Genomic DNA, 21,167 nt, shown 5'->3' on the forward strand with positions numbered 1-21,167 from the left:
TGTCCGGCCATTGTCATGTCTTTCCGGTCCACTGAGCATCGACCGGGTACGGTCCCTCCAGAAACTCCACGTCGTGATAGCCCTTACTGCCTATGGCACGAGCGAGCGGGCTGCGAAAATCCTCATCGTTTTGCACGAGCCGTAGTGCGCGAGCAAAATTCCAGCGCGGCCTCCAACCCAGGGCAGAGATGGCGCGCTGACTCACATAGACACGGTCGATCTCGTCGAACATCGACCAGCCCTTCCTTGCGTAGATCTCTTCGGCATCAGGGAAGAGGCGTTGAACTACGACTGCTGGTTGCTGCCGCAATTGCAGCAAGTCGCTTTTACGAAAAGGCGTCGGCGCGGAGATGATGTAGCGTCCAAACCGGAGTTGAGGTGCGCGCTCCAATGCTAGCAGATGAGCTTGCACAACATCATCCAGGTCGACGCGTCGATATAGCAGTTCGTTTAGCTGGGCATTGTCGAGGCTGAAACGATTCCGAACGGCGACACTATCGTCTTCTTCCGGAAAGAAGCGCGACGTCCTGAGGATGATGAGCGACAGTTTCCGCCTATACGCGAACATTTCGCAAAGGTGCTCCGCGCCGAGCTTCGTTGCCGCATAGATATTTTTGGGGATGGCGACGACTTCTTCATTGATCCAGGCAGCTGGCGCGCCAGGGGCCGGCGTCAAAGCGGACCCGAAGGTGCTTGTGGTGCTTGTGAACACGAAGCTCTCGATACCGGTTTCAGCCGCTGCTTCAAGCAGGCACAGCGTGCCGGTAATATTTGTGTCGACAAATTCCTGATGGGAATGCGTCACCACATGCGGCTTGTGCAATGTGGCCGTATGGATGATCGATTGAATTCCCCCGCGAAATACACTGCCCAGGAAGTCCTGGTCGGATATGGATCCCACGAGATCGGTATAGGACGACGGCTTGATATCGATGCCCACGGCACGCCGATTTGAATGCCGCAGAACGCGCATCAAAGCTTCGCCGAGATGTCCTGCGCTTCCCGTCACAACAATTGTCATCGCCACCTCCACCTGATCACGCAACAAACGCCCTTCTTGCGGACGCGACGGCGATGACGATGATTAGAGCACACACAGCCTGAAACCCCTGAATCGCTTCGCCGAGAAACATCACTGCGCCACTCAACCCGAACACGGGGATCAGCGTCTTGAACAGGGCGGCCGTACTGGCCTTCAGCCGCGCTGCGTCGCCAAAACGCGGTCGATGCCGGAGCGATCGGATAGGAAGCAGTTGACCGACAATCGAACGAGCGAATCTTCCCGCAGAGGCGATTCGGTCTGTCTACATATTTTGTTGTTCGGATACCTGAGGGATTCGCGCCATTGACGCCGTTACGTTTTCGAAGTCATCACTTTCTGAACGATCTTCCAGGTTCCGTTGACCTTTAAGCATGACAACATGTCCGTGAAGTAACGTGGCGGAATCTGCAACTTTAACTTCAAAAGCGCGAGGTCTCTTTCAACGTCTATTGATAGGATCTGGTCGTCGCGCTCCAAGCCCCGTTGTTTCGGAGCTTCCATATTACGGACGGCCGCTAGCCACGTCGCAATCGGCGTCACGCCCACGTTGCCGTCGTCGCCGACCTTTGTCACAGAACTCGATGGATGAAATATGGATGCAAATTTCTCAGCATCCATTTCATAGGCGGCGTCGAAATAGGTCTGCGCTAGGGAGCGCAAGGCACGAACGTCGGTATCCATGGCCATCCCGAAAAAGTTGTTACCGATCCGATTCATACGCCCAGCTATCTTCTGCCGAGCGTCAGCCAGGCCGAAACGTGCAGACAGTTGCCTCACGTCTCCTTGTGGGCCAAGACTAGGACAAAGTGGCTTATGAGACTAGACGTGTTGAACGGGATGCGGTCATGAGCGATATTCATAAATCATGAGGCACGAACTGAACGAACTCGCTACATTTGCAATCGTTGCCAGTGAACGAAGCTTTACACGGGCTGCGGTAAAGCTAGGTGTGTCTCAGTCTGCCCTGAGCCACACGATCCGGGGACTTGAGCAACGACTCGAGCTGCAGCTTCTTGCTCGGACAACCAAGAGTGTCGCACCAACCGCTGCTGGGGCTGCTCTTTTGAAAGACTTGTCTCCGGCACTTGAGCAAATTGCTCGTGCCCTAGACAAAGCCCGAAGCGTTCGGCACCGACCTGCGGGGCGTCTTCGAATTGTAATGTCACGGTCGGCTGCGGTGATGGTATTGCTGCCGAGGCTCACGGCATTCGCTGAGGCCTACCCTGACATCGTTCTCGACGTTGTCACCGTCACTGGCCCTCTAGACCTCGTTGCAGGCGAGTTCGATGCCGGTATTCAGCTCGGCGAGTACATTCAAAAGGATATGATCGCGGTGCCCGTCACGCCAGAATTGCGATTGGCAGTGGTGGGATCGCCCCGCTATTTCGCCTCACGACGCATTCCGCAAAAGCCAAAGGATCTCAATGACCATCGGTGCATAACGCTGCGTCTTCCGGGCGGTCCGTATCGGTGGGAGTTCGAGCAGGGACGAAAGTCGGTCACGATCAGCGTGAATGGCCCGCTCATAATCGACGACACTCACCTGGTGATTCAGGCGGCGCTCGCTGGAGTTGGCCTTGGACTTGCTTATGAAGAGCAGGTCGCAGGGTACATTGCGAAGCGTCGGCTTATCCGCGTCCTGGAGGACTGGACGCCGCCAATTCCCGGCTTTTTCATGTATTACCCCAGTCGCGAGCATAAGCCTGCTGCGCTGTCTGCACTGGTGAACGCGCTGCGACTCTCTTAACGTTTTTCTCGAGCTTGCTAGGAGAACCGAACCGGCGACCTGACCAAAACTACCGTCATCGTCGTTAAGAGAAGATCGTCACCTCCCCCCAGCTCGGTCCATTGCATCGAAGCGCCTATGGGTTGTTCCGCGCCAAGTTGGCCTTTGGCGCCGGTGTCGCTTAGTGGGCTGGGCCGACTATCGACTGCTTTCGCTCAGGGGCAATCGGCTCCGGTGTGCAGCGATAAATCACCATCCTACACCAGAGCATTCCTCTCACTCCCACTCAATCGTTCCCGGCGGTTTGCTGGTGATGTCGTAGGTCACCCGGTTGATGCCGCGCACCTCGTTGATGATGCGGTTGGCGACCCGGCCCAGGAAGTCGTGGGCGAAGGGGTAGTAGTCGGCGGTCATGCCGTCGGTCGAGGTGACGGCGCGCAGCGCGCAGGCGAAATCGTAGGTGCGGGCGTCGCCCATGACGCCCACCGTCTGCACCGGCAGCAGCACGGCGAAGGCCTGCCAGATGGCGTCGTAAAGCCCCGCCGCGCGGATCTCCTCGATGAAGATGGCGTCGGCCTTGCGCAGGATGTCGGCCCGCTCGCGGCTGACCGCGCCGGGGATGCGCACGCCCAGGCCGGGGCCGGGGAAGGGATGGCGGCCGACCAGCCGTTCCGGCAAGCCGAGCTCGCGGCCCAGGGCCCGCACTTCGTCCTTGAACAGTTCGCGCAGCGGCTCGACCAGGGCCATCTTCATGCGCTCGGGCAGGCCGCCGACGTTGTGGTGCGACTTGATGGTGACGGAAGGGCCGCCGGCGAAGGAGACCGATTCGATGACGTCGGGATAAAGCGTGCCCTGGGCCAGGAAATCGGCGCCGCCGGCCTCTTTCGCCGCCTCGTCGAAGACGTCGATGAAGGTGGCGCCGATGATCTTGCGCTTCCTCTCGGGGTCGGTGACGCCGTCGAGCTTGGCAAGGAAGATGTCGGAGGCGTCCTTGGCGACCAGCGGGATGTTGTAGTGGCCGCGGAACAGCTCGACCACCTCGTCGGCCTCGTTCAGGCGCAGAAGCCCGGTGTCGACGAAGACGCAGACCAACTGCTCGCCGATCGCCTCGTGCAGCAGCACCGCGGCCACCGAGGAATCGACCCCGCCCGACAGCCCGCAGATGACCCGGCCCTTGCCGACCTGGGCCCGCACCTTGGCGATGGCCTGCTCGCGGAAGGCGGCCATCGTCCAGTCGCCCCGGCAGCCGGCGATGGTGTGGGTGAAGTTGCGCAACAGTGCGGCGCCGTGCGGCGTGTGCACCACCTCGGGGTGGAACTGCACGCCGTAGAGCTTCTTCTCGTCGTCGGCCACCGCGGCGAAGGGCGCCCCCTCGGTGACGGCGACGGGACGGAAGCCGGGGGCCAGTTCGATGACGCGATCGCCGTGGCTCATCCACACCTGGTGGCGGTCGCCGTGCGACCACACGCCGTCGAACAACCCGCACGTGCCGTCGACCTCGACGAAGGCGCGGCCGAACTCGCGGTGGTCCGATCCCTCCACCCGGCCGCCCATCTGGGCCATCATGGTCTGCTGGCCATAGCAGATGCCCAGCACCGGCACGCCCAGGGTGAAGATCTCGGGCGCCGCGCGCGGGGTGTCGGTCTCGGTGACCGAGGCGGGGCCGCCCGACAGGATGATGGCCTTGGGCGCGAAGGCGGCCAGGAAGGCGCCGTCGACCTTGTGGAAGGGATGGATCTCGCAATAGACGCCGCTCTCGCGCACGCGGCGCGCGATCAGCTGCGTCACCTGCGAGCCGAAATCGACGATGAGGACGCGTTCGGTCATGGCGGGTGCCGGCATTCCGCTGCTCGGGTGAATCGGGAGCGGACGATAGCCGAAACCCCACCCGCCCGCCAGCCCAAAGGCGCGCGTTCCTCGCCATCCCCCCACCGTCGGCATAAGCGATTTTCCTCTCCGCCCCCGGGGGCGGAGAGGATCAAGGTGAGGTGGGGGAAGTCTCAGGCGTCGGCCCTTCCCCACCTCACCCGCACGCTTCGCGCGCACCCTCTCCGCCCCGCCGGCGGAGAGGGTTGGCTGGCTTCACGCGTCGAAAGGGGGATGCCATGCGCCCAAAAGAAAACCGCCGCGTTCCGAGGCAACGGAGAGCGCGGCGGTCCAGGTTTGCCTAACCTGAGGAAAAACCTGGAAAAACTGCTTAAGCAGCGAGGGCGTTAGGCAGTAGACGGTGCCCCCTTGTGAGAGGGCCGCTGGACAGGGTGCGAAGACAGCCGCGAACGCAGCCAGCCGGCGATCTGCCGAAGGCCGTCGCTGCGGGCGTCCTTTCCCCGGGCCACGCACAGGTCCAGTTCACGCGATGTCATCGCGGGACGGGGAGTCATAACCGAACGTGCCATGGCCGTTGTCCTTATCGTCGCCCGTTCCCGTCGTCCGGGAACAAATGGGCCTTCCAACAACAAAGGCTACGCCCCTTTCCCTTGATTCATAACCCGTCCAGGGGTCATATCATCTGTGAACCTGGGTCATAAGGCGAGGGCGGGGGATGGAACGGTCGCACGAAATGGGCATCTTCGTTCGGGTGGTCGATGAGGGCGGCCTGTCGGCGGCGGCGCGCGCGCTCAACCTGGCGCCCTCGACCATCAGCAAGATCATGACCCGGCTGGAGGAACGCCTGGGCGTGCGCCTGATGAACCGCACCACCCGGCAGTTCAAGCTGACCGCCGAGGGCGAGGAGTTCTACAAGCGCAGCCGCGCCATCATCCAGGAGATCGAAGAGGCGGAAGCCTCGGTGTCGCGCGCCAAATCCGAACTCACCGGCCCGCTCAAGGTCATCTCGATGGTCGCCTTCGGCAACTATCAGTTGGTGCCGATCATCCCCGAGTTCCTGGCCCGCCACCCCGGGGTGCACATCGACCTTACGCTGACCGACGGCAAGATGGACGTCATCGAGGCCGGGGCCGACGTCGGCGTGCTGCACGGCAACCTTCCGGATTCCTCGTTGATCGTCCATCGCCTGGTCGACGACCGCCGCGTGGTGGTGGCCTCGCCCGACTATCTCAAGCGCTTCGGCGCGCCCCGCGAGCCCGAGGACCTGTTGAAGCACAACTGCATCATCTGGTGGAACGCCCAGCGCCACCTCAACCGCTGGCCGTTCGACGGCGGGCGCGTCGTCACGGTCAAGGGCAACGTCATGGTGGACAACGGCGAAACCCTGGTGCGCATGGCGATGGCCGGGGCGGGGCTCATCCGGCTGGCCGAATTCGTCGCCGGAGCGGCGATCCGCGACGGCCTCCTGGTGCCGGTGCTGACCGAGCACACCAAGGACGACACCCTGCCCATCTACGCCATCTTCCCGCACCGCCAGCACCTGGCCTCGAAAGTGCGCGCCTTCGTCGACTTCCTGGACGAGAAATTCTCCCCGGTGCCGCCGTGGCGGCAGGGGTGAGGCACGCGGCGGAAAACGCTTGAATTTTTCCGCAAATAGGTATATAATCCATTTTTCGATATTTAACAGGTAAATAGGCGTATCCCGGGCATCGAGCCAGTCCGAGCCGGCCACGAGCGGCCCGACCTTTTGTCCCCCTTCCGTCGGATGGCATTAACCCGCTGATTTCAAAAGATAAAACGGCAAAATGACGAGAAATGACGATGTTTTTTTCGGGGAATCCGGAGATTGCCGTTATTTTTCAATCGGTTGACGTGAATCGCCAAAACCGAATTCTCGTCATTTCCGGGCCCGTTCCAGGATCGCCGCGAAGAAGCCGTCGGTGCCGGTGGTGGCGGGGCTGAGACGCAGCGTCGGGCCGGTGGCCGGGCAGGGGGCGGCCAGCGCGGTGGCCCAGGCGTCGGCGACGGCAACCATCTGGAAATCGGGGTGGGCGGCCAGGAAGTCGCCAACCCGGTCCTCGTTTTCCTCCATGAGCAGCGAGCAGGTGGCGTAGACCAGCCGGCCGCCGGGCCTCACCAGGCCGGCGGCGGCCTCCAGCGCCTGGCACTGGCGGGCCATGAGGTCGGCGAGGCGCTCAGGCGTCAGCCAGGCGCGGGCCGCCGGGTGGCGGCGCCAGACGCCGCTTCCCGAACATGGCGCGTCGACCAGCGCGAGATCGGCCAGGCCGGCGTGAGCGGCGAGCCAGGGGTCGGCCTCGCCTTCCAGTGCATGGGTGCGGATAGCCGCCGCCCCGGCCCGGGCGGCGCGCTCGGTCAGGCGCTTGAGGAACCGGCCCTCGACGTCCAGCGCCCACAGCGTGCCCATCGGGCGGCCGGCCTCGCCCATGGCGGCGGCCAGCGCCAGGGTTTTGCCGCCGGCCCCGGCGCAGAAGTCGATCACCGTCATTCCCGGCCGGGCGCCGGCCAGCAGGGCCACGATCTGCGAGCCCTCGTCCTGCACCTCGATCAGGCCGTCCCGGAAGGCCCGCGTGGTCGGCAGCGCCGCGCGGCCGGCGACGCGCAGGCCGATGGGCGACAGGGGCGTGGGTTCGCTTTCCACCCCCTCGGCGGAAAGGGCCTGCCGCGCCGCCTCGGGCGTCGCCTTCAGGGTGTTGACCCGAAGATCGAGGGGGGCGGGGGCATTGAGCGCCGCCATCTCGGCCGCCAGGCGCGGGCCGAAGGCGCGCCCGAGGGGCCCGTCCAGCCAGTCGGGGTATTCGAGGCGGACCGGCCCCGGCATGGCGGGATCGTCGAGGGAACGGCCGGCCAGGGCCTCGGCCAGCGCCGTCTCCTCGGCGTCGAGCGGGGCCGGCGCGTGGCCTTCGCCCGAGAACAGGGCGGCGGCGTCGGCGGGGCTCAGGGCCTCGGTGAGCAGCAGGCCGGCCAGCGCCCGCCGGCGGGCCGTCGGCGTGTCGCGGCCGGCCCGCGCCAGGTGCCAGTCCAGGCGGCGCAGGGCGCGCAGCACGGCAAAGGCGCGCCCGGTCACCGCCCGGCGGTCCTTGGCGCCCATGTAGCGCCGCGACCTCACGAAGCCGTCGATGACCGGCTCGATCGGCGGCCCGGCGCGGCCGATGGCCTCCAGCAGCTCGATGGCGGCGGCGAGGCGGGCGGCGGGGGTCATTGCGGGGCCGGGACGGCAGGGCGGCCGGACAACTCACCCCCACCCCGTCCCTCCCCCATTAAGGGGGAGGGGGCACTCTTTCGATTCCCTCCCCCCTCGTGGGGGAGGGGCAGGGAGGGGGGCGCTTCGCCCATTACGTCCACCCTAGTCGCGGACGCGGTAGTTGGGCGGCTCGCGGGTGATGGTGACGTCGTGCACATGGCTTTCCGACAGGCCGGCCGAAGTCACCCGGCGGAAGGTGCAGCCGTGCTGCATTTCCCCGATGGTACGCTTGCCGGTGTAACCCATGGCCGAGCGCAGGCCGCCGACCAGCTGGTGGATGACGGCGTTGACCGGCCCCTTGTAGGGCACCCGGCCTTCCACCCCCTCGGGCACGAACTTCAGGGTGTCGGCCACCTCCTGCTGGAAGTAGCGGTCGGCCGAGCCACGCGCCATGGCGCCCAGCGAGCCCATGCCGCGATAGGACTTGTAGGATCGCCCCTGGAACAGGAACACCTCGCCCGGGCTTTCGTCGGTGCCGGCGAAGAGGGACCCGATCATCACGCAATCGGCGCCCGCCGCGATGGCCTTGGCGATGTCGCCCGAATACTTGACGCCGCCGTCGGCGATCAGCGGGATGCCGGCCTTGCGGCACACCTCGGAAGCTTCGAGGATGGCGGAAAGCTGCGGCACGCCGACGCCGGCCACCACCCGGGTGGTGCAGATGGTGCCGGGCCCGATGCCGACCTTGATGGCGTCCGCCCCGGCGTCGATCAGGGCCTGGGCCCCTTCGGCGGTGGCGATGTTGCCGGCCATCACCTGGGTGTAGTTGCTCATCGCCTTGATGCGCTTGACCGCCTCCAGCACGCCCCGCGAATGGCCGTGCGCGGTGTCGACCACGATGACGTCGACCTCGGCCTCCAGCAGCGCCTCGTTGCGCCGCTCGGCGTCCTTGCCGACCCCGGTGGCGGCGGCGGCTCGAAGGCGCCCCTTCTCGTCCTTGCAGGCGTGGGGGAACTTCTGGGCCTTCTCCATGTCCTTGACGGTGATCAGGCCGATGCAGCGGAAGGCCTCGTCGACCACCAGCAGCTTCTCAATGCGGTGCTTGTGCAAAAGCCGCCGGGCCTCGTCCATTTCGACCCCTTCCTTCACCGTCACCAGCGGGCGCTCGGCGGTGTGGGGGGTCATCAGCTCGGCGACCGGCTGGCGCGGATTGGTGGCGAAGCGGGTATCGCGGTTGGTCAGGATGCCGACCAGCAGGCCGCTGTCCGGTTCGACCACCGGGAGCCCCGAGAACTGGTGGGATTCCATGATCCCCTTGGCCTCGGCCAGGGTTGCCTGGGGGCCGATGGTCAGCGGGTTGACCACCATGCCGGATTCGAACTTTTTGACCTTGCGGACCTCTGCCGCCTGTTCGTCGGGGGTCAGGTTCTTGTGGATGACGCCGATGCCGCCGGCCTGGGCCATGGCGATGGCCAGCGCGCCTTCGGTCACCGTGTCCATGGCGGCCGACAGCAGCGGAATGCCCAATTCGATGGTCTTGGTCAGGCGGGTTCGGGTATCGGTGCCCGACGGCAGGACGCTCGACTCGGCCGGCACCAGCAGCACGTCGTCGAAAGTCAGGGCTTCGCGGATGTTCATGCCACCTCCGTTTGAAAGATGGCACGGCATCATACAGAACCATCCGGCATTGCCAAGGAAGATCGGCGGGGAGGCCGCGGCGGTCGCAATGATTGCGGAAATCGGGGGCCGATTGGTGTAAAATTGTGGGGTGGCCCGGGTGGGCTCACGTCTTGCGCTTTCAACGACAGCCCAGGAGTTTGGCATGAAAGCGACCCGCACATGGATTCTGATCGCCGATGGCGCCCGTGCCCGCGTCTTCCTCAACGAGGGGCCGGGCAAGGGGCTCAAGTCGGCATTGGCCGGCGAGTTCGCCACCGACCTGCCGCCGACCCGCGAGGTCATGGCCGACCGGCCGGGCACCGCGGTGCCGGGGGCGGGGCCGCGCCACGGCTATGCGCCGCGCGTCGACTGGCACCGGTTCGAGAAGCGGCGCTTCGCCGCCGGCATGGCCGGCGTGCTGAATGCCGCCGTCCGGCGCAACGCCTTCGAGCGCCTGGTGCTGGTGGCGCCGCCGGAACCGCTCGGCGCCTTGCGCGCCAAGCTCGACCCGGCGGCCCGCCAGCGGGTGGTGCGCGAGATCGGCAAGGACCTGACCGGCTTGACCGAGCACGACCTGCCGGCCCGGCTGGAAGGCGACGGCCTGGTTCTCTAGCAAAACGAAGGCGGCGGCGCCGCAGCGCCGCCGCCTGCGACCGAAGGGCCGCCGTTACTTCGACTTGATGTCGATCCGACGCACCTCGGCCTTGGCCTCGGGGGTCTTCTCGATGGTCAGTTTCAGCACGCCGTTCTTGAAGGCGGCCTCGACCTTGCCGTCGTCGGCGTCGGCCGGCAGCGGGAGCGAGCGCTGGAAGGCGCCATAGGACCGCTCGGCATAGAGCCGCCCCTTCTCCTTCTGCTCGCTTTCGGCCTTCTTCTCGCCCTTGATGGTCAGCACGCCGTTGGCGACGACGACCTCCAGGTCGTCGCGCTCGATGCCCGGCAGTTCGACCGAAACCTCATAGGCGGTCTCGGTCTCGGCGACGTCGAGACGCGGGGTCACGAAGCCGGCCTCGCCGAATCCCAAGCCGTTGCCGGCCGAGGGCAGGCCGAAGCCGCGGGTGAAGCCGTCGAACAGGCGGTCCATTTCGCGGCGCAGGGTGTCGAAGCCGCTATCGAAGGGCAGCGGCGCCGGCGTCGAGCGGGCGCGCCACGGGGTCAAATCACGAAGTGTCATGATCTCCTCCATTCAAAATCGTCGGACACGAAAACCGGGCCGGCCGTCAGGCCGCGCTGGTCGCGCCCTCGATCATCTTCTTCGCCTTGGCGGTGATCTTCTCCATCGGCGACGCCTTGATGTCGATGCGCCGGGGCTTCATCGATTCGGGCAGCTCGCGGACGAGGTCGATATGCAACAGGCCGCGATCGAAGGTGGCGCCGGCCACCCGCACATAATCGGCCAGTTGGAAGGTCCGCTTGAAGTCGCCCTCGGCGATGCCGCGATGGAGATACGTCACCTCGTTGCCTTCCGGCTTGCGCCGGCCGGTGACGATGACGGCGTTTTCCTTGCTTTCGACCGCCAGGTCGTCTTCGCCATAGCCGGCGACGGCCAGCGTGATGCGGTAGCTGTCGGCGTTGCGTTTCTCGATGTTGTAAGGCGGAAACGCGCTGCCGGCGACGTCGGAACGCATGGCGTCCTCGACCAGGCCAGCCAGCCGGTCGAAGCCGATGGTCGAACGGAAGAGGGGAGTGAAATCGAAAGTCGTCATGGCTACATCCTCCTGTGAGCAATGCATCCGCAACCGGACCCCCTTAAGGGGCGGGCCCAAGATTGCCGCCGAGCCCGTACCTGGCACCCGGCGAAGCTTGATTTAGGCAGGGGATTCCGGCGCTGCAAGGGGAGCGGAGCGGACTCGTGTCGGGCCGTAAAAATTATTTTATATCAGTATATTATGGGACCGTCCCCCGGAAGCCCTGGGCGACGACGTAAAGCTCCGGCGATTCCTTGCGCGAGGCCGGCGGCTTGGAGTGGCGCACGGTGGCGAAGTCGCGCTTCATGCGGGCCAGCAGTTCGCGTTCGCTGCCTCCCTGGAAGACCTTGGCGATGAAGGTGCCACCCGGGATGAGCACCGAGCCGGCGAAATCCAGCGCCGCCTCCAGCAGGGCCATGATGCGCAAATGGTCGGTGGGCGGGTGGCCGGTGGTCGGCGCCGCCATGTCGGAAAGCACGACGTCGGCGGGGCCACCCAGGGCCTCGACGATAAGCCCGGGCGCCGCCGGGTCGAGGAAGTCGGCCTGCAGCACGTGGGCACCGGCCAGCGGGTCCATGGCGTTGATGTCGAGCGCCACGACATGGCCGGCCGGTCCGATCCGCTCGACGGCCACCTGGCTCCAGCCGCCCGGCGCCGCGCCCAGATCGACGACGCGGCCGCCCTTCTTGAGGAAGCCGTAGCGGTCGTCCATTTCCATCAGCTTGAAGGCGGCCCGCGAACGGAAGCCCTGCTTCTTGGCCTCGGCGACGTAGGGGTCGTTCAACTGGCGCTGGAGCCACCGGGTTGACGACGTCTTGCGGCCCTTGGCGGTGCGTACCCGGGTGGCGATGGTGCGTCCGCTCAGCCTCGAACCGCGGCCGGTCCGTTTGCGCTCGTCGGTCATACCGGCACCGGGGTGGCGTCGTCCGTGTTCGGCAGGGGGAGCGAAGCGGGACCGATGCCGTCGGCAGCCATCATCTCCAGCAGCATGCCCTCGCGCAGGCCGCGGTCGGCGACCCGAAGGCTGCCCACCGGCCAGCGGCGGCAGATGGTGCCGAGCAGGGCACAGCCGGCGACCATCAGATCGGCCCGCTGCCTGCCGACGCAGGGAATGTCGGCCCGCTCCGGCACCGACAACGTGGAAAGGCGCTGCACCATCTCGTCGATGGCGGCGAACGGGATGTCGATGCCGTCGACCTTCGAACGGTCGTAGCGCGCGAGGCCCAGGTGGATGCCGCCCAGCGTGGTGACGGTTCCCGAGGTGCCCAGCATCTGCACCGAGCCGCGGGCGATCTCCTGGCTGATTCCGTAGACGCGGTCGAAGTCGGCCAGCGTGTCGTCGATGTGGGCCGTCAGTTCGGCGGCATGGGGTCCGGACAGCACGCCGGTGCCGTAGGTCTCGGCCACCGTCATGACGCCGACCGGGATGGAGAGGGTGCCCAGGATACGGGGCCCGACGGCATCGGAAAGGTCGAGCCAGGCGATCTCGGTGCTGCCGCCGCCGATATCGAACATGAGCACCTTGGCCATGGTGGAATCCAGCAGGGGAATGCAGCCGGCGACGGTGAGGCGGGCCTCTTCCTCCGGCGAGATCGACGCGAAGACAAGGCCGGTGTCGGCCTCGACCCGTTCCAGGAAGGCCGGGGTGTTGATGGCGCGCCGGCAGGCCTCGGTGGCGACGTTGCGGCAGCGCTTGACACCGAGTCGCCGGATCTTGACGGCGCAGATGCGCAAGGCGGCCAGCGTGCGCTCGATGGCTTCCCCGTCGAGATGGCCGCTGAGCCACACGCCTTCTCCCAGGCGCACGATGCGCGAGAACGAATCGACCACGTGAAGCCCGTCGCCATAGGCGCGCGCCGCCAGCATGCGGCAGTTGTTGGTGCCGAGATCGACCGCGGCATAGATCGGCCCCGCCGGACCGCGTGCCTGCGATCCAACGCGCCGCTCGCGCTCGTCCCTGAACGCGTCTCGCCGCATGTACCCTCCCTCGCGGATCGACTCCGCATCCGCATTGATAGCGCAAACCGGGGGGTGGGCGAAAGGTCGACGGCGCCGTCGGCGGTGAAACGAAAATTCCTACCCAAACGCGACGGCCTATGCTAGAAGCCCGCGCAGCCGCCGGGAACCCGGCCGCCCGCGACCGGTTTGTTTCTGGTCGTCGGGGCCGGCTCCCGCTATACTGACGGCATCAAACGCGTTGGGGCGTAGCCAAGCGGTAAGGCAACGGGTTCTGGCCCCGTGATCCCAGGTTCGAATCCTGGCGCCCCAGCCAACTTTTCCCGATTCAGCACGAGCAGCCGGCGGCCATCAGGCGATGGCCGGCTTCCTGCCCGCTATCCGATAATTATAGGCATAGAAGTCGATCAACCGGCCGCCCGTCAGCCTGTTGATGATCCATTTGTTCTTCCAGGGCTTGAGGGCCGTCGACGGTTCGACGGCGGTAATTTCCAGCCCGGCGTCGCGGACCATCGCCACCGCCGTCTCGCGGGTGAAGAACCGCAGATGGGTGGAATCCAGTACGCCGCGTTCCTCGTAGGACCATTTCCCTTTGAGAAGAAGGGGAAACACCGCCTTGTAGAAGCGGATATTGGGGATGCTGGCGATCACCGTCCCCCCGGGCGACAGATTCCCAACCAGCTTTTTCAGGACGGTCCACGGATCGAGGAGATGCTCCAGGACATCGAGACAAAGGATCGCGTCGAAGTTCTCGACCGCGCCGACGCCACCTTCGGCCGCAAGGACATCTTCGATGGCCCCGATCCAGATGCGGTCGACCTTAGCAGCGGCTTCCTTGGCCATGCCGGCGTTGATCTCGACGCCGCCATGCCACGTGCCGATGCCGTTTTGCTTGAGATAGCCCAACGTGTTGCCGGACCCGCAACCGACTTCCAGAATCCTCGCGGCATCGGAGGGGATCATCGCGGCAACGTCGGTACGGGCGTTGGTATAATAGTCGTCCAATTTGCGAAACGACGTCGTCGTCATGCTGCGGCTTCCATCCTGACCTGACGGCATCATGTGCCCGATGCCTTCGACCCCGACACGATATCCTCTCGTCGGGCGCGCCGCCTTCGCTTGCGGAGGTTGAGCATCTGACGAAGCACGACCCGGCTGTTGCCGATCCGGTTCAGCCAACGCCACCCCGAGAGAAATACCAGCGTGCAAGTGGTGGTGACCCATCGTGGTTTCCAGGCATTCGCATACTTGTCGATCAGGGCTTTCTCGATCCGCCGGAAGTCGGCATTCACATTGCCCGGGCTCTTGTGCCGCAATAGGAAGTTCACCACGAACGCCCGATAGCCGAGGCTCCGAGCGTTCAGGCAGAGATCGGTCCCGAAAAGATGAAATCCGCCGAGATCGCCAGACACGGCCAGGTTGGCGGCCCGCTTGACGACAATGAAGTTCTCGTCCAGCGACTGCACCTCGGCCGGAAAGGGCCCCCAGTCCGTTCCCCGCTCCGGCGACACGCTGAAGGGGTCGGAAATGCGGATAGCCAGGGTGCCATCCGCCCTCGCCCCGGCATTGCCGAAAAGTCCCCAGTCGGGATGGGCGCGGTCGAGTTCGGCGATGATCCCGTTCAGGCGCTCGATTCCGTCTTCGAGAAGCTGAACATCCTGATGGCACAGGATCACATAGTCGCCGCGGGCGGAATTGAGGAACAGGTTGCAGCCGGAAAAGCCGTCAAAGCGGTTTGTTGTCGTGTTGTCGAGATACAGGAACTCGCAGTCGGGCTCGCGGAAGCCGTTGGCCATGAAGCTTCGCACCATCGCGTCGTATTCGGCTTCCTTGTTGACGAGGGTGCATATGGAGTAGCGGATTCGGCCTTCCTGCGATCGCCTCGCCGCGTCCACGGCACCGCTGATGATATTCATAATCTGATTGACCCCCAACTGGCGCTTCTCTGGCCCAGTTGCCGCCTCGACCGCCATTGCCGACGGATAATGCGCTACGATCGCCATTCAGGAAAGCGGCGACATAGCCGATGTCTGCGAGAAAGGCTGGAGGACGCGAACGTAATATCGTACAGGATAGGCGGCTGGTCGAAAGCTGCGTGCTCGCCCAACCTTGCAAGTGCCGGCGGCGGGCGCACGGGCCGAAAGGATGTCCATGGGTAACGCCGGGGCACCGCTAGGGGAACGGAGACGGGAATGATTTGTCGGTGCTGCGGGAGACACATTTGCCATGTGTTTTTGGACCTGGGCGCGTCTCCGCCGGCCAATGCGTTTCTGGGGAAGGAGGATCTTGAACGGGCCGAGGTCTACTATCCGCTTCGTGCCTACGTCTGTAGCCACTGTTTCCTTGTCCAGGTGCCGGAGGCCACGGCCGCCAAGGACATTTTCAATTCGAACTATGTCTATTTCTCGAGTTGCTCGGAGGCTTTCGTCCGACACGCCGCAAACTACGTCGATGCCATCACGCCCCGGTTGGGACTGAACGAAGGCTCTCTGGTGGTCGAGGCAGCCTCCAACGACGGTTATCTGCTGCAGCACTTCAAGGCGAAGGGCATCCCTTGCCTCGGCGTCGAGCCCAGTGGGTCGACGGCGGAAGTGGCAAAGGCGAAAGGCATCGACACCATCGTCGATTTCTTCACCAACGCACTGGCCGAAAACATCGTCGCGACCCGTGGTCATGCGGACCTGTTCGTCGGCAACAACGTGGTCGCGCACGTGCCGAATCTTGCCGATTTCCTGAGCGGGATCGCCACGCTGCTGAAGCCGGACGGCACGGCGACCCTCGAGTTTCCGCATTTTCTGAACCTGATTCGAAACATCCAGTTCGACACGATCTACCACGAGCACTTCTCGTACTTCTCGCTGCACTCGATCGGCGAAGCCATGCGTCGCAACGGCCTGTTCATCTACAGGGCCGACGAAATGCCGGTGCACGGTGGCTCGTTGCGGGTTTATTGCGCAAAGGCGGGATCGGCCCGTGCCGTGGATGCCAGCGTGGAGCGGATCCTGGCCGAGGAAGTGCGGGCCGGTCTTGACCGGATCGACACCTATACGGGTCTGCAGGGAAGGGTGGAGGCCTTGTGCCGGAACTTCGTCGAATTCCTGTGCCGACAAAAGGACAAGGGGGCGAAGATCGCCGGCTATGGCGCGGCGGCGAAGGGCAACACGCTGCTGAACTACTGCGGGATCAAGCCCTATTTGATCGACTTCGTCGCCGACGTCACCCCAGCCAAGATGGGCAAGTTCCTGCCCGGGTGCCACATCCCCGTCTATGGCGAGGAGAAAATTGCCGAGTTCCGGCCGGACTACGTGGTGATCCTTCCGTGGAACTGGGAAAAAGAAATAAAGGATCGCCTGCAGTTCATAGAGGCCTGGGGCGGTCGGTTCGTCACCGTGATTCCCAAACTCACGGTCACCGATGCCCGCGGCGCCGAACTCGCCACCTGAACCGAAGCTCGGCCTTTCCTTTTCCTAGGAATTCGATGATCCCGGCCCCGGTTTCAGGAGGCCGCCCAAATACTCGCCGTAGGCGGTGGAGCGTAGCGGTTCGGCCAGGGACCGCAGCTGGTCGGCGTCGATGTAGCCCTTGTTGAAGGCAATTTCCTCAAGGCAGCCGATCTTCAGCCCCTGGCGGTTCTCGACCGCGCGAACGAACTCGGTCGCCTCGATGAGGGCGTCGTGGGTGCCGGTATCCAGCCACGCGAAACCGCGTCCGATGCGCTCGACGTACAGTTTTCCTCGTCCCAGATAGGCGCGATTGACGTCGGTAATCTCCAGTTCGCCGCGGGCGGACGGTGTGAGGGAGGCAGCGATATCAACGGCTTCGCGGTCGTAGACGTAGAGGCCGGTCACCGCCCAATTGGAAAGGGGAGCCTTCGGCTTTTCGACGATTTCGGTGGCGTTTCCTTTGTCGTCGAGGGTGACCACGCCATAGCGCTCGGGATCCTTCACCCAGTAGGCGAAGATCGTTGCGCCTTCCTTCCGGTCGAGGGCTCGCCTCAGCATGTCGGGCAGCATGTGGCCGTAAAACAGGTTGTCGCCGAGAATAAGGCAGCAGCCTTCGCCCTCGAGAAACGGTTTTGCCAGCAGCAGCGCCTGGGCAATGCCCTTGGGCTGGGCCTGTACGGTATAGCTGATCTCAATTCCCAGGTGCCGGCCGTCGCCCAGGAGGTTCTCGAAAAGCGGGCGATCGCGGGGCGTCGTGATGATCAGAATCTGGCGCACCCCTCCCAGCAGAAGCGTGCTCAGCGGATAGTAGATCATCGGCTTGTCGAACACCGGCAGGAGCTGTTTGCTCACCGCCTTGGTGATGGGGAAAAGACGGGTGCCGCTTCCCCCGGCCAGAATAATGCCCTTCATTGATCCGCCATCCTGTTGCGTTGAAACTCCTCGACCATTTGCTTGATCGAGCCCCGCCAATCCGGCTGGGTCAGGCCAAACGTCCGCGCGATCTTGCTGCAGTCCAGAATGGCCTTCAGCGGCCGTTTGGCGGGCGTCGGAAAGTCGGCATCCTTGATCGGCACGACCTCGACCGTGCGGCCGGCCGTCATGGCGTAATCCTCCATGATGACCTGGGTGAGCCGATAGCGGCTGACCGGCCCGGCCCCGCAAAAGTGATAGGTGCCCCAGGAAATATCCTGGTCCCCAGCGATGGTATCGATAAGGCTGACGGTGGCCGTGGCGATGTTCCAGGCCGGCGTCGGGCAACCGACCACGTCATCGACAATCCTCAATACGTCCCGCTCCGATCCCAGCCGCAACATGGTGGTCACGTAGTTGGGCCGGCCGGGCGAGAACACCCAGGAGGTCCGGAGGATGATGTGCCGCTGCAACGAGGCGCGGATGCCGTCTTCGCCCTTTGCCTTGCTGAGGCCGTAGAGGTTGATCGGGGCAATCGGATCGGATTCCGTGTAGGGAGAGGACTTGGTGCCGTCGAACACGTGCTCGGTCGAATAGGACACCAGTGCCGCGCCGATTTTCGCGCAGGCCTCGGCCAGCCGGCGCGGGCCATCGGCGTTGACAGAGTACGCGATATCCGGCTCGCTTTCGGCACGATCCACGGCCGTGTAGGCCGCCGCATTTACCACCACCTCCGGTCGATGGGCCGCGAAGGCACCTTCAATGGCGGTCGGATCGGCGATATCGAGGGCGCGACGATCCAGGGCCACCACCTCGCGGCCGGCCTGCCGAAGTTGTAGGGTAACGGCCTGGCCGACCTGCCCGCCGGCGCCGCAGATCAGGACCCCGCTCACCTCGCCACACCCAGGCGGTGACCGTCATAGGTTTCCGCCAGGATGCCCCGCCACCATTCCTGGTTGGCGAGATACCACGCCACGGTCTTGCGCAGGCCGGTGTCCAGCGTTTCCAGGGGTTCCCAGCCGAGGCTTTGCCGTGTTTCCGTGGAGTCGATGGCGTAGCGCGCATCGTGGCCCGGCCGATCGGTAACGTAGGTGATCAGGCTTTCCCGCGGGGTGCGCGTTTCCACCATCTCATCCAACAGGCGGCAGACGGTGCGAACCAGGTCGATGTTCGACCGCTCGCAATTGCCGCCGATGAGATAGGTTTCGCCGCGCACACCCCTTTCCAGGATGGTCAGCAGGGCGTGGGCGTGATCCTCGACGAACAGCCAGTCGCGAACATTCTCGCCGCGCCCGTAAACCGGGATGGATTTGCCTGAAAGGGCGTTGGCGATGACCAGCGGGATCAGTTTCTCGGGAAACTGGAACGGGCCATAGTTGTTCGAGCAGTTGCTGACCGCGACCGGCAGGCCATAGGTCTTTCCCCAGGCCCGCACCAGATGGTCGGCCGAGGCTTTGCTGGCGCTGTAGGGGGAATTGGGGCGGTAGGGGCTGTCCGGACGGAAGTGGCCCTCGGCCCCCAGGCTTCCGAACACTTCGTCCGTCGAGACGTGCAGAAGCAGGAATTCATCCCTCGGTTCGCCCCGCAGTGCGTTCCAGTAAGCGAAGGCGGCATCCAGCAGCCGATAGGTGCCGACGATATTGGTCTGGATGAAGGCGGCCGGGCCGTCGATCGAACGATCGACGTGCGTTTCGGCGGCAAGGTGAATGACACCGGCCGGTCGATAGGCGGCGAAAATGCGGGCCATTTCGGCGGCGTCGCAGATGTCGACGGCCTCGAAGCGGTAGCGGGGATCGCTGGCGACGGACGCCACGCTTTCCGCCGTTGCCGCGTAGGTCATCTTGTCGACGTTGACCACGGAATAGGGGGTCCGCGAGATGATTTGGCGGACCACCGCCGATCCGATGAAACCGCAACCGCCGGTGACGAGCAGGGTCTTCATGTCAGGCAACGTCATCCTCAAAAATAGCGGGGTATGTCCCTGAGCCGGGGTGCGGCGGCATCCTTGGCGGACAGGATTGCCTCGGCCGGCGAAACTGGCCACGCGATACCGAGATCGGGGTCATTCCAAAGCACACTGTAATCCGCCTCCGGGGCGTAAGGCGCGCTCACCTTATAGACGACTTCCGTGTCCGGTTCCAACGTGCAGAAGCCGTGCAGGAAGCCCTTCGGGACGAACAGCTGCGTTCCCGATCGGGCGTCCAGTTGAAAGGTGCAGTGGCGGCCGAAGGTCGGAGACGCGGAGCGGAAGTCGACGACGGCATCCAGCACGGCGCCGCGCGCCACCCGGAACAGCTTGTCCTGGGCGTACGGCGGGGCCTGAAAATGCAGGCCGCGCACCGTTCCCGGCAGGCGCGACAGCGACAGGTTGTCCTGTACGAAATCGCAGAGAACGCCGGCCCGCCGAAAACGCTCGGCGTTATAGATCTCTGAGAACAGGCCCCGCGCATCCTCGTGGCGGACCGGGGTCAAGAGTTTGACGCCTTCGAGCTCCGTCTCGCTTACGTTCATCGACCATACGCTCCCATCATCTGCCCGACGAAGGTACGTTCCGCACGGCCTTGACTCCCGCCAGCCATGCAAGAGTGCCGGCGAGACGGGCGGCATCGCGCGAACCCTTGCGGACGTTCAAGATCAACGAATACCCCAACGCCTTGGCGAGAAACTTCGGGGCATGGCGAACGGCTACCCTTACGGCCGCGCCGCGGCCATGGTACTTGGCCTCGATATACAGGCGCGACCATGCCATGTGCCAGAACTTGCGACAGTGGATGCGCAGGCTCGGGCGCGTAGAGCCGCCGCCCGCATGGCTCGCCCGGGCGTCCGGGACCAGGATCAAGGTATAGCCCGCTCGGCGCATGCGGATGGCCAGGTCGTCATCCTCGTAATAGAGGAAGATGTTGGTGTCGAACCCGTCGACCTCGCGCAGTGCGCTCATGCGTGCCAGCAGCACGGCGCCCGAGATGTGATCGGCGCACAAGGGCCCCTCGGGGACGAGATCGCAGTCCAGACGCTTGCCTCCAACAATCCTCTCGAAAAGGCCAAGGTCGTGCGACAGTTCCACGTGGCCGTTCGCGGCGATGATCGAGGGGCCCAGCAGGCCCGCTTCGGGCCAGCGGTCGGCGGCATCGATCAGTGCGGCCAGCGAGGCCTCGTCAATGGTCGAATCCGGGCCCAACATGAGAGCGAACTCGACGTTCACTCGCTCCAGGCCCTGGTTGCAGGCGTTGCCGAACCCCCGATTGGCTGGATTGGAGATGATATCGGCCGTCGGCAACGTGCGGCATGCCAACGCGGGCGTGCCATCGTCGCTGGCGTTGTCGACGACGATGACTTGCGCGGCCTTGGCGACGGAGGCCAGGCATTTTTCGATCACGGCGGCGGAATGATAGGTAACGGTGACGACCGCCACCCTCGACCACGGGTCAGACTGGACTGGTGACATGTCTTCCACGACCCGAGGAAAATTTTGATCCATTGGGCCTTTGCTGGTAAGGAAGGCCGCCTGGATTGTCAAGAACGAGATGCCTCCGGGGCGAGGCGGCGGGACGTCGCCTGGACCAGCGCCGGTCCCACTGTTCCGCGCCGTTCCGGGGCTCGATCGCGTCATTGTCATGGATAAGGGCCCCCGCAAGGCGCATTGGCGCAACCTGTGGCGGGAAACCGCCTTTCACCTGTGAGACTTGGTGGTCGACCTGCGCGCTTCGCCGCC

General features: G+C 64.6%; 20 protein-coding genes and 1 tRNA gene. 5 read left to right on the forward strand and 16 right to left on the reverse strand.

All coding sequences use genetic code 11. The annotated features are described in order from the left end of the window. Positions 1-13 precede the first annotated feature (13 nt). The gene (locus ODR01_RS10270; protein WP_316977554.1) at positions 14-1,045 is read right to left on the reverse strand and encodes an NAD-dependent epimerase/dehydratase family protein; all 1,032 of its coding nucleotides are present in this window, start codon (positions 1,043-1,045) and stop codon (positions 14-16) included. Positions 1,046-1,354: 309 nt separating this feature from the next. Next, on the reverse strand, positions 1,355-1,759 hold the full coding sequence (locus ODR01_RS10275) for a nuclear transport factor 2 family protein (RefSeq protein WP_316977555.1): 405 nt from the start codon (positions 1,757-1,759) through the stop codon (positions 1,355-1,357). Between the two features lie 148 nt (positions 1,760-1,907). On the opposite strand from ODR01_RS10275, the gene ODR01_RS10280 reads away from it, so the two are divergent. Further along, positions 1,908-2,789: a LysR substrate-binding domain-containing protein gene (locus tag ODR01_RS10280; RefSeq protein WP_316977556.1), complete on the forward strand. Its 882-nt coding sequence runs from the start codon at positions 1,908-1,910 to the stop codon at positions 2,787-2,789. Between the two features lie 255 nt (positions 2,790-3,044). Here ODR01_RS10280 and guaA read toward each other — a convergent pair whose 3' ends face one another. Beyond that, entirely contained in the window at positions 3,045-4,595 is a 1,551-nt protein-coding gene (gene guaA / locus ODR01_RS10285; protein ID WP_394356820.1) for a glutamine-hydrolyzing GMP synthase, read from the reverse strand. Between the two features lie 715 nt (positions 4,596-5,310). On the opposite strand from guaA, the gene ODR01_RS10290 reads away from it, so the two are divergent. After that, positions 5,311-6,213, forward strand: coding sequence for a LysR family transcriptional regulator (locus tag ODR01_RS10290; protein WP_316977558.1), 903 nt, complete (start codon positions 5,311-5,313; stop codon positions 6,211-6,213). Between the two features lie 279 nt (positions 6,214-6,492). Here ODR01_RS10290 and ODR01_RS10295 read toward each other — a convergent pair whose 3' ends face one another. Beyond that, positions 6,493-7,815, reverse strand: coding sequence for an RsmB/NOP family class I SAM-dependent RNA methyltransferase (locus ODR01_RS10295; RefSeq protein WP_316977559.1), 1,323 nt, complete (start codon positions 7,813-7,815; stop codon positions 6,493-6,495). A 144-nt stretch (positions 7,816-7,959) separates the two neighbouring features. Beyond that, positions 7,960-9,435: an IMP dehydrogenase gene (gene guaB / locus ODR01_RS10300; RefSeq protein ID WP_316977560.1), complete on the reverse strand. Its 1,476-nt coding sequence runs from the start codon at positions 9,433-9,435 to the stop codon at positions 7,960-7,962. 184 nt (positions 9,436-9,619) lie between these two features. Here guaB and ODR01_RS10305 point away from each other — a divergent pair, with 184 nt between their 5' ends. Beyond that, on the forward strand, positions 9,620-10,069 hold the full coding sequence (locus ODR01_RS10305; protein WP_316977561.1) for a host attachment protein: 450 nt from the start codon (positions 9,620-9,622) through the stop codon (positions 10,067-10,069). A 54-nt stretch (positions 10,070-10,123) separates the two neighbouring features. Here the strand turns inward: ODR01_RS10305 and ODR01_RS10310 are convergent, their stop codons facing one another. The 4 genes from ODR01_RS10310 to ODR01_RS10325 all read right to left on the reverse strand — a co-directional run bounded on the left by ODR01_RS10310 (position 10,124) and on the right by ODR01_RS10325 (position 13,121). Then, positions 10,124-10,630, reverse strand: a complete 507-nt coding sequence (locus ODR01_RS10310) for an Hsp20/alpha crystallin family protein (RefSeq protein ID WP_316977562.1) — start codon at positions 10,628-10,630, stop codon at positions 10,124-10,126. Between the two features lie 46 nt (positions 10,631-10,676). After that, positions 10,677-11,162 (reverse strand): Hsp20 family protein, encoded by a 486-nt coding sequence (locus ODR01_RS10315; RefSeq protein WP_316977563.1) that lies wholly within the window; start codon positions 11,160-11,162, stop codon positions 10,677-10,679. A gap of 181 nt (positions 11,163-11,343) precedes the next feature. Continuing rightward, positions 11,344-12,048: an RlmE family RNA methyltransferase gene (locus ODR01_RS10320; protein ID WP_316977564.1), complete on the reverse strand. Its 705-nt coding sequence runs from the start codon at positions 12,046-12,048 to the stop codon at positions 11,344-11,346. Next, positions 12,045-13,121, reverse strand: a complete 1,077-nt coding sequence (locus ODR01_RS10325; RefSeq protein WP_316977565.1) for a Ppx/GppA phosphatase family protein — start codon at positions 13,119-13,121, stop codon at positions 12,045-12,047. Before ODR01_RS10325 ends, ODR01_RS10320 begins: the two co-directional genes overlap by 4 nt. 221 nt (positions 13,122-13,342) lie before the next feature. Between ODR01_RS10325 and ODR01_RS10330 the strand changes: the two genes are divergently transcribed. Next, positions 13,343-13,416, forward strand: a tRNA-Gln gene (locus ODR01_RS10330). A gap of 35 nt (positions 13,417-13,451) precedes the next feature. On the opposite strand, the gene ODR01_RS10335 is transcribed toward ODR01_RS10330, so the two are convergent. Then, positions 13,452-14,129 carry a class I SAM-dependent methyltransferase gene (locus ODR01_RS10335; RefSeq protein WP_316977566.1) on the reverse strand — a complete coding sequence of 226 codons (678 nt, stop codon included), beginning with the start codon at positions 14,127-14,129 and terminating at the stop codon, positions 13,452-13,454. Positions 14,130-14,158: 29 nt separating this feature from the next. Beyond that, entirely contained in the window at positions 14,159-15,103 is a 945-nt protein-coding gene (locus tag ODR01_RS10340; protein WP_316977567.1) for a glycosyltransferase family protein, read from the reverse strand. Positions 15,104-15,292: 189 nt separating this feature from the next. On the opposite strand from ODR01_RS10340, the gene ODR01_RS10345 reads away from it, so the two are divergent. Further along, a complete protein-coding gene (locus ODR01_RS10345) occupies positions 15,293-16,543 on the forward strand; it encodes a class I SAM-dependent methyltransferase (RefSeq protein WP_316977568.1) in 1,251 nt (416 codons plus the stop codon). A gap of 24 nt (positions 16,544-16,567) precedes the next feature. Here ODR01_RS10345 and rfbA read toward each other — a convergent pair whose 3' ends face one another. The 5 genes from rfbA to ODR01_RS10370 are packed head-to-tail and all read right to left on the reverse strand — an operon-like array spanning position 16,568 to position 20,867. Continuing rightward, positions 16,568-17,455, reverse strand: coding sequence for a glucose-1-phosphate thymidylyltransferase RfbA (rfbA, locus tag ODR01_RS10350; RefSeq protein ID WP_316977569.1), 888 nt, complete (start codon positions 17,453-17,455; stop codon positions 16,568-16,570). Further along, on the reverse strand, positions 17,452-18,348 hold the full coding sequence (gene rfbD, locus ODR01_RS10355; protein ID WP_316977570.1) for a dTDP-4-dehydrorhamnose reductase: 897 nt from the start codon (positions 18,346-18,348) through the stop codon (positions 17,452-17,454). Before rfbD ends, rfbA begins: the two co-directional genes overlap by 4 nt. Then, positions 18,345-19,397 (reverse strand): dTDP-glucose 4,6-dehydratase, encoded by a 1,053-nt coding sequence (gene rfbB, locus ODR01_RS10360; protein ID WP_316977571.1) that lies wholly within the window; start codon positions 19,395-19,397, stop codon positions 18,345-18,347. Before rfbB ends, rfbD begins: the two co-directional genes overlap by 4 nt. Positions 19,398-19,414: 17 nt before the next feature. Next, on the reverse strand, positions 19,415-19,966 hold the full coding sequence (gene rfbC / locus ODR01_RS10365; protein ID WP_316977572.1) for a dTDP-4-dehydrorhamnose 3,5-epimerase: 552 nt from the start codon (positions 19,964-19,966) through the stop codon (positions 19,415-19,417). A gap of 16 nt (positions 19,967-19,982) precedes the next feature. Further along, on the reverse strand, positions 19,983-20,867 hold the full coding sequence (locus ODR01_RS10370; protein ID WP_316977573.1) for a glycosyltransferase family 2 protein: 885 nt from the start codon (positions 20,865-20,867) through the stop codon (positions 19,983-19,985). Positions 20,868-21,167: the final 300 nt, after the last annotated feature.

Source organism: Shumkonia mesophila, assembly GCF_026163695.1.
Classification (GTDB): domain Bacteria; phylum Pseudomonadota; class Alphaproteobacteria; order Rhodospirillales; family Shumkoniaceae; genus Shumkonia; species Shumkonia mesophila.